Here is an 11,795-nt window from a genome sequence, read left to right as displayed (position 1 = left end):
AAATGGCTGCTTAATTCCATCAAGCAAACCATGCGAATTTGCGGATAAGCAGCTTCGCCTGAAGCGTTTGCGGTACGCGCAAAGGCGGCTTGATTTTGGACACTATCGGGTGTCCGCCACACTACACCGTCAACACCATACAAGTTAAGGCCGCACCAATGAGGATGTTCAGCTCTCGCGTGCCAGGTATTGGCGCTGCGACTAAATACTTCTCTAATAACCTCACTGCCCAATCGTTTACGCGCCTGAGTCACGGCGCTGCGTGCAACMWAATCATCGCGTCCATCGGCAATTTACGCCGTCTTAACGTCGCAACGCCCTGAGAGTCTAGGCAAGATTGAATTAACTCAGGTTCTAACACATCTGCTAAGCAGGTGAATTCGGTTAGGCGGGTAATATGAGTACGGGCGAGTGCTTCTGAGAGTTGCATAAAAAAATCCGATGACATGAGGTCATCGGATTTTGATCTTTTCAGCGAGATCGTCAAGCGATCTGTCTTAACTGATCGGCATTAAGCATTTATGCTCTCTTTTTATATCCAAATCAGAGTGACAACATTAGCTCACATTCTCCCTATCGCCACGCATGAGGGATTCCAACTCTGCCTTACCCTTATTCGATAAATTGATTAACGTCGCTAAATCATTCTGATGAGCCGCACTCGCAATCACCAGTTTCTTATCATGTTCAGCAAAGATTTTTACCCGCTCGTTGGCTTGTACCTGCGATAAACCTAGGCCTTGGAGAATCTTCTCACTGGCCGATAGCGCCGAACCAAAGGTCTCACGAAACACATCCGTCACCCCAAGGCTCATCAAACGATAAGCATGGTTACGGTCCCTCGCCCGCGCGACTATGTTGATATGGGGAAAATGCGTTTTCACTTGCTGAGCAATTTCAATGGAATCCTCAACACTGTCCACGGCAAGCAATAGTAATCTAGACCGAGCAATCCCCGCCGACATCAACATGTCTAAGCGTCTGGCATCACCAAAATATACTTCACCACCGTATTTACGAATAACATCCACATGACTCGCATCCTTATCCAAGGCGACAAAAGGGATACCTGATGAGGCCAAAATACGCCCCGTGATCTGGCCTACTCGACCAAATCCAGCAATCACCACTTCAGATTCGGTGACATTAATCGTATCTGGCAGACGAGTATCCACCACTTTGGCTTTAGTTGCTCGGAACAAAGTAAACAATAGAGGTGTTACTGCCATAGACAAACCAATAGCAAGCACAAGGACTTGCGCAATTTTATCGCCGACAATACCAGATAGCTGCGCCTGAGATAACAGCACAAAGGCAAATTCGCCCCCTTCAGCAAGGATCAAACCTAGTGCAATACTAGGCCGCCATTTGTGGTGCCGAATACGACCCAACACCATAAGCACAAAGGTTTTAATCAGCAACATAGCCATTAAAATACCCAGAATAAGTAACGGATCAGATATCAATAATTTCAAATCCATACTCATACCGACAGCCATGAAAAACAGCCCAAGCAATAAGCCTTTAAAAGGTTCTATGTCAGTTTCGAGCTGGTGCCGATAACTTGAGTTAGCGAGCATAATACCCGCCAAAAATGCCCCCATACCCGCGGAAAGTCCCAACCACTCCATTAACTCAGCGCTACCCATGACCAGCAATAATGCAAAAGCGGTGAGCACTTCACGCACCCCACTGCTTGCCACTAGTTTAAGGAATTTAGGCAGTAAATATTTCCCCACTAACACAAAACCAACGAGCGCAAGACACGTCCAGTACCAAGGCACCGCATGATGTTCAATCTGAGCAGAATTGGGCGCCAAATATGCTGTCAGCAGCAACATAGGTATAACCGCAAGATCTTGCATTAACAAGACCCCAAAAGCATCACGTCCAAGTGGGGTTGTAAGCAACCTATGCTCACTCATTAACTGCACGGCAAAGGCTGTCGATGATAAAGATAGCGCGGCGCCAACCACTAAAGCCGCCTCAATAGACAAGCCAAAACCCCAAGCCAAACCTCCAATCGCAGCCCATGACAACAACAGCTGACCACTGCCTAAACCAAAGATAGCACTGCGAAGTTCCCATAATTTACTTGGATTCAATTCGAGTCCAAGTACAAACAGCATAAGTACCACACCTAACTCGGCAAAATGCAACACGGCTGCAGGATCAGAAACCAACGCCATACCACCTGGGCCTAAAATAATCCCTGCGGCCAAATAGGAAAGAATAGGGCCCGCGCCAAAACGTTTACCCAAGGGAACAAAAATAACCGCCGCCAATAAAAATAGCAGCACCGACGTGAGTAAACTCGACTGTTCCATGAAGGCTCCAACGGAAAAAGGAATGCGCATTGTTCTATGTAAGGACCCAGCAATAGCTAGGCAATTATCAGCTATGATATCCCATTTATTTATTAACAAGGTCAAGGCAATTCATTAAAAATGAGAAATTTTGATACGAAAAACACTTAAGCGTAGGGGAAATCAACTGGAGCAACAAAGCAGAGTAAAAGAGCACTTAGAGACACCTTAAACTGTTATCGCATTTTGTGAGTGACTGCAAAATAAAAAACGAGCAATAAACTAAGGAAGGATAAAACCAGTAAGGGCTTGCCAACTCTGGATGAGACTAAATGCTCACTCGACTTGCATTACACAGAGGGCGATGCGATATGAGGCCGTAAATCAGTTGCCTGCTTGTCACATTTTAATATGTCAGAATAGCGTACTACGGTGTTGCGGCCATTGGCCTTAGCGGCATAGAGCGCCATGTCGGCTCGGTGGAATAATGGATCTAAACTCAGATCATCAGCCATTAAACCGCTCACGCCAAAACTCGCCGTTATGACGAACTTATGCCCTGAATGTTGGGTATCAATGGCCTCGATACGAGCTCGACATTGCTCCGCCACTTCCATGCCTTTCGCTTCATCGGCATAGGGTAATAAAATTGCAAACTCCTCACCGCCGATACGAGCAAAAACATCACCATTTCGGATATGAGATTTAAGGGAGTCAACCACCTTTTTAAGCGCCCAATCGCCAGTTCCATGACCAAAAGAATCGTTGATGCGTTTGAAGAAATCCAAATCGAATAAAATGACACAGAAATCCCCGCTACGCGCCGTGGCTTGCACAAAAAGGTTTTCTCCCAACTCTTGCCCTGCACCACGATTCAATATGCCTGTTAAGGCATCCATTCTCGCCATACGCATAAACTTACGTTTCTGCATCTGACCTACGGCTAACAAAATCCCAAGGAAGAATAGCCCACCCACTAGAATAGTGATAAACATCAGCATATTGGTGTATTCCCGCTCTTTTACCATTTGCTGAGCGATGTAAAGTTCACGCTCTTTATTGAGTAAGTTGATTTCACGCGCCTGTTCATCGGCATTAAACTTAGCCGCCTGATAAGCGAGGGTTTTCATTCTAGATTGGTCAAAAATCAATTGATTATAATATTGTTCTTTTCTTGTGTATTCATAGGCTTGCTCAAATTGCTTATCCGCCGCCATCAGTTCGGCAAATACCTTATATGCAATATGCTTATGTTCGATGTAGCTATTATCATCGGGAAATGAAAGCACTTTAACTGCGTGACTTTTCGCTTGAACCTGCTCACCCATGGCAAAGTAATTCTCGGCAAGTAGTGCATGTACATGGCTAATTTCTAACTGAAATTGAAAAGCTTCATACCCTTTTAAAGCTAATAGCAGAATCGATCTCGCGCCTAAAAAGTCGCCCCGCTCCTGCAAAACCATAGCTTTGCCTTTTATCGACATAGTCGCCAGAAGGGGGAATTGCTTCGCATCACAGTATTGACGGCTATCTTCGAAGGCATCGAAGGCATCGGGATTTTTCACGCCGAGTAAATAAATAGCGCGCAGCAATTTGGCATGGCAAATATCGCGGACATCGGTTTTCTTTGCGAGTTGTAACACCTTATTGGCATAAAGGCCCATATCGCTATAAGCGTCCATTTCGGAATAAATATTGGCAATTCTTAGATATGAGTGCCGTTTAATCGTGACATCATCAATATTCACCACTAAGGCTAATGCTTGAGCGACTGCAGCCAAGGCTTTGTCATAGTCACGCAGACCTATATATACCGTGGCTTTGTAACTATAAACTGACGCCAATAAATCAGTATTTGGCACTAAGGTTTCGGCTTGGTGTAGATCATCTAACGCTTTAGTATATTCACCAGTGAAAAAATAACCTATCGCTCTATCTATCCTCAGTCGTCCTTGTTGTATTGTAGTTAAACGACTGAATTCTTTCTCATATTCGGCAAGCTTTTTCTGCGCAGCACTAAGATCAGATTGCAGTAATACATCAAGCTCATTGAGTGCCTGATCAAAATCGAGAGAGTTAGCCATCAAAGCTGTCGAACACAAGGCGAAGATGGCTAATAGGGCACAACGTAACCGTTTCAAGATTAGTTAATTATTACCATGATTGACTAAAACAAATGTTTGATAATTTTGGTCGCCACTCAAAACTTTTAGTTTTGTCATATCCCCTCTCATTACAGCGCTAATTTCTTCATCAGTTAACCCATGGGCGCGCATTACGGCCTCCGGGTCCTGTTGATACGCTTCCATCAGTTGTGCATCTTGACCTAACTGGGTAAAAAAATCCGATAATGCAGACATACCTTTCCTTATTTATATGATGACTCCCGAATTCAGCTCAGAAGTACAGCACTCACAATTAGCCTAAATCTTCAGGTCTAATGCCTAATTTAGTTAAAATAGCATAGTTGTATTCGAGTTTTTTTGCTGGCGGGATCAGTAAAGTACTGATCGGAGACAAGTTTGCCTCGGGCAGCTTACTCAACGGCAAATACTCAATTCTAGGGGCTTGAACTGGCAGATTAGCAGCTTCGTAGATCACCACTTGATGATCTCGCGGATACCATTGATTCAGTTGTTCAACCAAAATCTGCAGCCTGTCACTCGTAGTATGGAACTGAGTTAAGGTATGTTCACCAGCAATCGCAATTTGCCATAACAATAAATGGGTTGTCGGATCGGGCACATGATTAAAAAACATAAACTGGCTAGCTTCAAAACTTTGATGCCCAGAGCTGCCGGGGTCAATACCCAGATCAGCCCATAAACACGCCTCAGCCGAAATCCCCGGCTCCATCTTCGCTGAAAACCCTTCTGCCCTCGCCCGCTTAATCGCCATATGGGAAACACAGGCAAAGACTCCAGGATGACCATAGAGCGCACAAACGGTTTTTTTGCCAGCCTTCACGGCCTCCAATATAGAATTAACCATTTGTTCGTAGGTTTCTCGGCGATTTTTAACTTCACCATTTTGTGCATAAAACGGCTGTAAATTGATGACATTGGGATTAATGTTCTGGATCCAACGCTGCGAAAAACCATCGGGCAAGAGTGAAAACACGACATCAGCGTGCTCAATATAACTACGACTCATCACACTGACCTGTCCGGCCAGTTGTAAACCCGTACCTACGCAAACTAAAGAACCCAATGCATTTATCCCACTATTTTATTTCGAACACTGCAAACTCACGGCAAAAAGCCACAGTACAAGAACACAATAAAAACATATCGGTAACTTTAATCTGATTTTAACGAGATTACTATGTTTATCGCCACACATACTGTCTATTGACTTACTAACTAATTGCTTGGCTTTAAAGAAGAAATCGCTCACATTTACTCTTTTCCCAATCCAGCCAACAGTAAACCTGTACGGCTCTAGAAGCCGAAAATCATACTCATAGCCCCATATGACTTCAGCGAATAAATATCCTTAAAGATTGAGAACTAAAGCCAACATACTGGGTCGAAAAGTCACACAATTCGATCTATGACGGTTGCAAAGCCCGATTGCCCTTGTCATGAGGGGGAATGCTTGGGTATTATGGCCGCCAGATTTTCAGAAGTAGCGCATACAATGATCAATAAAAAGCAAAGTCTTACCCTACTGGGCGCTGTGGCGCTCTCTGTTTCACTCAGTGCCTGTAGCGTGTTCGATTGGTTGATTTATAAGCCCGATATTCCACAGGGCAACTACATGGAACCGCAACAAGTTGAAAAGTTGCGCATTGACATGACCAAAGAACAAGCCGAATACATTCTCGGCCGTCCGGTATTACGAGATAGTTTTGCTGACGATACTTGGTACTATGTGTATCACTACAAGAGTGGGCGTGATGCCAGCATTACGCATAAAGAACTCATACTGCACTTTACGGGCGATAAACTTACCTCAGTGAAAGGCGATTATGAACTGAGCAAAGAATTTAGTACGCCGCTAGAACAAAGCAGCTTGCCAACAGGTAATAAAACTGAGCTAGTGCCACAAATTCCAGCACAGCGCGCCGATGAAAAGCCATTAGTTAAAGAAAATCAAGCTGAAGCGCAAGTTCAAAAACCAATTAAGTAATATCCTAAACTTTGCTTATGCTCTTCTCAGTCAATCAAATACAAAAAAGCGCCCAAGGGCGCTTTTTTATTGAGCTATGATGTCAATATTTAAGCTCGTCCACCCGTCACTTTATTCGCGCGGCCTTCATCTTTAGCTTTATCTGCTCGGCGACGACGCACATCCTTAGGATCAGCAATCAAAGGACGATAAATCTCAACCCTTTGCCCCGGTAAAATCACTTGGTCATGCTTAACCACATTACTAAACACACCGAGCTTAACCGTATCTAAATCGATCTCAGGAAAAAAGCTTACAATGTTACTTAAACGCACCACCTCAATCGCCGACGTGCCGGGATTCACATTCACCGAAATCACTTTTTGCTGTGTAGGCAAGGCATAAACCACATCAACTACAAACTTATCTGTCTCATTTGTCACTGTAAATCACCTTAGCGCGACTCGTAAATGCCGTCACCATTGATACCATAAGATCATTAAACACTTTACCAAAGGCCATATCGGCTAACGAACTTGAAAACTCAAAACTCAGCTCGAATTCTACCTTGCAGGCCTCTTCAGTCAGCTCAGTAAAACGCCACTGCCCCAATAAATGCTTAAAGGGCCCATTTTCCAATGTTAAATCAATACTCTTACCAGGAACCACTTGGTTGCGAGTCGTAAATGTCTTACGGATCCCCGCTTTACTCACATCAACAGATGCCAGCATAGTCTTGCCATCAAATTCTAAGACTTTTCCACCCACACAACCGGGTAAAAATTCCTTATACGACTCGACATCATTCACTAAGTCATACATTTGCATCGCACTAAAACGGACTAACACACTTCGAGAAATTTGCGGCATAGGACTTAGTACTCTTCACTAACGTATTCACAGCAACCTAAGCAAACTCAAACGCACGAAAATAACGCACGTGCAATAAACAACTTAGGCCAGCAATCAAAATTTGCACGGATTTTATCACGATACGTAAAAAACGCACCCCTTGTGCACTTAGGCTGATACTCAACACTCTAATCACGTTCAAAAAACCAGCAATAACACGATAGAGGCTTGAAATTAACTAAATAAACCCTTATATCAATACCAAATTGATTCACCGTGCGTATAATGGCGCCACTATGGTAAAGAAAAATTCAAGCAAAGCCGCGCCTGCGACTATCGCACGTAATAAGCGCGCAACCTTCGAATACCGTTTCGAAGAGAAAATGGAAGCCGGCCTATCCCTTATGGGATGGGAAGTTAAATCTATCCGTATGGGTAAAGTCAACTTGTCCGACTGTTACGTATTCCTGAAAAATGGCGAAGCCTTTATGCATGGCTGCACCATTATTCCCTTGAATACGGCATCGACACACGTTGTCTGCGATCCTCTACGTTTGAAAAAACTGCTACTCAGCCGTAAAGAGCTAGATAAACTAGCGGGCTTAGTTGAGCGCCAAGGCTACTCTATTATTCCTATATCAATGTACTGGCGTAAAGGTGCATGGGTAAAAGTGGAAATTGGCTTAGGTAAAGGCAAGAAAGATCACGATAAGCGCGAAGATACTAAAGCGCGTGAATGGGAAGTTGAAAAAGCCCGCGTGATGAAAAAAGAAAAAACGCACGGATAATGAACAAACGATTGAACTTGAAGCAAATGATGCTAGGTGATCATTGTGCTACGGGTTACAATCAAATTCTTGGGGGCGATTCTGGATTCGACAGGATTCACGAAACCCTGGGAGCATGCCGAGGGGCGGTTGGCCTCGTAAAAAGCCGCACCGTTATAGTTGCAAACGACTCTAACTACTCTCTAGCAGCTTAGGCTAGCTAGCCATCTGACACAGGTCTCTCAAATGGGCAGTGTATACAGATGGTCATCCTACATTTGATAGCGAGGGAACTCCGTCCGGGGGTGAACCGCGAAATAGTACCGGACTCGCCCGATGAAATCCTGTCTTTCGGAGTTTATTCGGGTTAATTAAAAGAGAGACTAAGCATGTAGTGCCTTGGATGTAGGTGTTCTGGACGCGGGTTCAAGTCCCGCCGCCTCCACCAAATATAAGAAAAAAGACGTCTCAGGACGTCTTTTTTCTTGCCTGAATAAAAATAAAATCAATAACTTAGCTTAATTTGCAGTCCATAGACGTCCAATAATGGTTGGTAACATCCATGCTTTTTAGTAACATCAGAAGTAACACCAGTACTTAACCTTAAAGCGTGGTGTTACTAAAAATGGTGTTATCTATTACAAATCAATACCTTATATAAGTATTAATTTTAGTAACACTGAGTATCAACAAAATACTGGTGCTAAGGTGTTGTTATGGCAAGACTTGCTAAGCCTCTATCTGATACAGAGATCAAAACTGCTAAACCAAAAGATAAGGAATACAACCTTGCCGATGGTAGTGGTCTACAAATCAGAATTAAGCCAAATGGCTCGAAACTCTGGCTACTTAACTACTCACACCCAATAACGAAAAAACGCCAAAACCTTAGCCTAGGCTCTTATCCTGATATCTCACTATTATCAGCTCGTAAGCTCGCACAAGAAGCTCGAACTCTTATTGCCCATGGCACAGACCCTAAAGCCCATAGAGAAGAGCAAATGGCAGCAAAAGCGGCCATAGTCGAGCATACTTTTGGCAGAATTTCCGCTGAATGGTTTGATCAAAAAAAAGACGCTATAACAGAAGATCACGCGGCAGCGACCTGGCGTTCCTTTAAACGTCACCTACTGCCTTCACTAAAAGACATTCCTATCAGTCAAATTACTGCCCCTATGGTTATTACATTCCTAAGACCAATAGAAGCAAAGGGAAATTTAGAAACGGTAAAACGACTCGCGCAGCGGCTTAATGAAGTTATGATCTATGCCGTCAATACAGGCTTAATTCATGCAAACCCATTGTCAGGAATTAAGGCCATATTCAAAAAGCCTCGCAAAGAACACTTAGCAGCTATGAAGCCAAGTGAATTACCCGAATTAATGCAAGAAATTGCCAACGCAAGCATTAAAAAAGTGACCCGCTTTTTAATTGAATGGCAACTACACACCATGACTCGCCCAAACGAAGCGGCTGCTGCTCGTTGGGATGAAATCAATTTTGAAGAGCGTATTTGGCATATCCCTGCGACAAGAATGAAAATGCGTCGTGATCACATCATTCCACTGACAGAGCAAACATTAGCCCTACTACAAGCAATTAAACCAATCTCAGGACATAGAGAATTTATCTTTCCTGCAGAAAGAGACCCAAAAACTCACTGTAATGTACAAACAGCCAATGCAGCTTTAGTACGGATGGGATTAAAGAACAGAACAACCGCTCATGGTTTTAGATCGCTTGCCAGTACTACACTCAATGAGCAAGGATTTGATCCTGACGTAATAGAGGCGGCCCTTGCTCACACGGATAAAAACCAAGTACGTAGTGCCTATAACCGCAGTATTTACCTTGAGCGCCGTCGAGTGATGATGACATGGTGGAGTGAGTACATCATGGATGCAGCTAAAGGAAACGTAAGCCTTGCGCATAATGCCAGAAACTTGCGACTTGTAGCCCAATGAAATAGCTCTTTCCTTTATTTAAAGCTACAACATAAGTAAGGGGCTGCCATATGGCAGCCCCTTACTTATATATTCCACTATCAAATAACCTTAGTGGGTAGACAAAGAACCACACTGAGGGCATCGAGCATTCTGGCTCTCAGAGAAGAATGTTGCACCACAATCCTCACAAACCATACTGTACCGAGCATTACACTGTTTAATTATCCTGATCACTTTCATACATTCCTACTCCTTCATTTAATGTAAAAACAAAATATCCCAAAATGGGATATTTTGCAACTTACTCTAATATCCGAGCATGAAAAAAATATGGTCGGATCGCGAAGAAGCTTTGCGTAATGAGCTGAAAGCCATGCGTAAAATGGCTGGGTTCAATCAAAGTGAACTTGCACTTAAATTAGGAAAGCCCCAAAGTTTCGTATCCAAGTACGAGAGCGGGGAACGTCAACTCAAAATCCTAGAGCTTGAGCAGGTTTGCCTTGCCTGTGGCACATCGGCACATACATTTTTGAAAGGCTTTAGTGAGGAATATACCGTCACCAACGTATAAAATTGTATCTTCTTATCTATTTGCGACATAAAGATGTGTTTGGCAGTCCGGACATGGGTTAACCCTATTACGAATACCTATAAAGATTTTGCCGCAACCAATACATTGGCACTTAAGTTGTTGATGTGGTGGAATAACCAAAACATGACTACCAGTTGCTAATCCATGCAAGGCATCATTTATAAGCTGATCTTTTTTATCAAGACGCTCATCCTCCCGAGGATGATATAGCCAATGTTTGGCTTCTGTACTCGTTTGAAGCCAACCTGACAACTGAGCTCTTGCTGTGCCAAGTTTTCCAGCCTCTGCCATCGGATGGTGGTAAAAAATCTGCGCTAAACCTTCTATATCGAGTAATATCGCACCCGCTTTTGCCTCACGTAATAACGGACGTTCAAGTGGGAATTTACGCCCTAGGTACACCAGATAGACGACTAAAAATGCTTGTTCGAATTCATATAAAGCATCTACCTTGTGCCCGAAAAAATCTGCGTCAACAGTAAGCTTGGCATCGGTAACCCTTAAACACTGTTCTTTTGATATCTTAACTTCAGGTTTAATTCTTTCTTGTAAGGACTTAGGCACAACTACCGATTTTACATATTCAGGTAACTTGAGAGATATGCCTTCTCGCAGTAATTGATGTGTCATCATTCTTAGTGACACCTCAAAGGAGAACTCGCAGTCGACAATTTCTTCCTTTAGGATATTCCTTGTGTGATGGGCAAAATGCCAATCCCGCTCATCACCGTGCTTAGCTGATAGTGGCAACTTACAGGAAGGACAAATGCAATCGCAGGCAAGCCCCCTCTCGACCTCTGCAACATCTTTCCACTCGCCAGTGGTTTTATCCTGTCCGAAAGGTACACCTAATTTCATATCAGCCATCCTTGTTTAAATCAGGCCTGTCCGGTAACGCTGGCCTTCATCAAAAAACTTTGCATTAATATATGGTAAACACATAAAAGGCCTCACCAAAGAGGCTTGATGTAATTAACCTGAGATCGGTTTAACAAGCCATAACTGTAATAGCATTAAACTCTGCGTTAGTGATGTTCAGTTGTGGCTTATTGTCTTTCAATTGATAGGCGATGAGTCCCGCAATCATGTTGAGCATAAAACCATGTACGCTGCGGTGTCTAGAGTGCTCTATTTGAGAGATGTTTTTTAACTGGTCGTTGATGGTTTCTATGATGAAACGTCTAGACAGCATCGCTCTATCCCACAACGACATCGCTTTTAC

General features: G+C 43.5%; 12 protein-coding genes, 1 other RNA gene and 1 pseudogene. 5 read left to right on the top strand and 9 right to left on the bottom strand.

Features of this window, described 5'->3' with window-relative positions; genetic code table 11:
• The 5 genes and pseudogenes from L5M11_RS23210 to L5M11_RS23190 form a co-directional block, all read right to left on the bottom strand.
• Positions 1–448, bottom strand: a pseudogene (locus L5M11_RS23210) (transposase domain-containing protein); the annotation flags it as partial.
• Positions 449–557: 109 nt separating this feature from the next.
• Positions 558–2,327 carry a monovalent cation:proton antiporter-2 (CPA2) family protein gene (locus L5M11_RS23205; RefSeq protein ID WP_105249794.1) on the bottom strand — a complete coding sequence of 590 codons (1,770 nt, stop codon included), beginning with the start codon at positions 2,325–2,327 and terminating at the stop codon, positions 558–560.
• A 329-nt stretch (positions 2,328–2,656) separates the two neighbouring features.
• Positions 2,657–4,390: a GGDEF domain-containing protein gene (locus L5M11_RS23200; protein WP_263193386.1), complete on the bottom strand. Its 1,734-nt coding sequence runs from the start codon at positions 4,388–4,390 to the stop codon at positions 2,657–2,659.
• Between the two features lie 63 nt (positions 4,391–4,453).
• Entirely contained in the window at positions 4,454–4,666 is a 213-nt protein-coding gene (locus L5M11_RS23195; protein WP_131523005.1) for a hypothetical protein, read from the bottom strand.
• A gap of 58 nt (positions 4,667–4,724) precedes the next feature.
• Positions 4,725–5,516, bottom strand: a complete 792-nt coding sequence (locus tag L5M11_RS23190) for an SAM-dependent methyltransferase (RefSeq protein WP_263193385.1) — start codon at positions 5,514–5,516, stop codon at positions 4,725–4,727.
• Between the two features lie 429 nt (positions 5,517–5,945).
• On the opposite strand from L5M11_RS23190, the gene L5M11_RS23185 reads away from it, so the two are divergent.
• Positions 5,946–6,437 carry an outer membrane protein assembly factor BamE gene (locus L5M11_RS23185; protein WP_028760727.1) on the top strand — a complete coding sequence of 164 codons (492 nt, stop codon included), beginning with the start codon at positions 5,946–5,948 and terminating at the stop codon, positions 6,435–6,437.
• Positions 6,438–6,526: 89 nt separating this feature from the next.
• On the opposite strand, the gene L5M11_RS23180 is transcribed toward L5M11_RS23185, so the two are convergent.
• Positions 6,527–6,859, bottom strand: a complete 333-nt coding sequence (locus L5M11_RS23180) for an RnfH family protein (RefSeq protein WP_006080834.1) — start codon at positions 6,857–6,859, stop codon at positions 6,527–6,529.
• Complete coding sequence (locus tag L5M11_RS23175) at positions 6,849–7,286, bottom strand: type II toxin-antitoxin system RatA family toxin (protein ID WP_028760728.1); 438 nt, start codon at positions 7,284–7,286, stop codon at positions 6,849–6,851. The genes L5M11_RS23180 and L5M11_RS23175 overlap by 11 nt, the downstream gene beginning before the upstream one ends.
• A gap of 278 nt (positions 7,287–7,564) precedes the next feature.
• On the opposite strand from L5M11_RS23175, the gene smpB reads away from it, so the two are divergent.
• The 4 genes from smpB (at position 7,565) to L5M11_RS23155 (ending at position 10,552) form a co-directional block, all read left to right on the top strand.
• A complete protein-coding gene (gene smpB, locus L5M11_RS23170; RefSeq protein ID WP_006080832.1) occupies positions 7,565–8,056 on the top strand; it encodes an SsrA-binding protein SmpB in 492 nt (163 codons plus the stop codon).
• A 71-nt stretch (positions 8,057–8,127) separates the two neighbouring features.
• Positions 8,128–8,483: a transfer-messenger RNA gene (gene ssrA / locus L5M11_RS23165) on the top strand.
• 268 nt (positions 8,484–8,751) lie between these two features.
• Positions 8,752–9,999: an integrase domain-containing protein gene (locus L5M11_RS23160; RefSeq protein WP_263193384.1), complete on the top strand. Its 1,248-nt coding sequence runs from the start codon at positions 8,752–8,754 to the stop codon at positions 9,997–9,999.
• Between the two features lie 301 nt (positions 10,000–10,300).
• On the top strand, positions 10,301–10,552 hold the full coding sequence (locus tag L5M11_RS23155) for a helix-turn-helix domain-containing protein (protein ID WP_263193383.1): 252 nt from the start codon (positions 10,301–10,303) through the stop codon (positions 10,550–10,552).
• Positions 10,553–10,564: 12 nt separating this feature from the next.
• Here the strand turns inward: L5M11_RS23155 and L5M11_RS23150 are convergent, their stop codons facing one another.
• Both L5M11_RS23150 and L5M11_RS23145 read right to left on the bottom strand, forming a co-directional pair.
• Complete coding sequence (locus tag L5M11_RS23150) at positions 10,565–11,431, bottom strand: hypothetical protein (RefSeq protein WP_263193381.1); 867 nt, start codon at positions 11,429–11,431, stop codon at positions 10,565–10,567.
• 130 nt (positions 11,432–11,561) lie between these two features.
• Positions 11,562–11,795, bottom strand: a 234-nt coding sequence (locus L5M11_RS23145; protein WP_263192182.1) for a transposase, incomplete at its 5' end; no start/stop codon positions are given.

Source organism: Shewanella sp. SM87 (assembly GCF_025653705.1).
GTDB lineage: Bacteria > Pseudomonadota > Gammaproteobacteria > Enterobacterales > Shewanellaceae > Shewanella > Shewanella oncorhynchi.
This window is presented reverse-complemented; position numbering and strand designations above follow the sequence as displayed.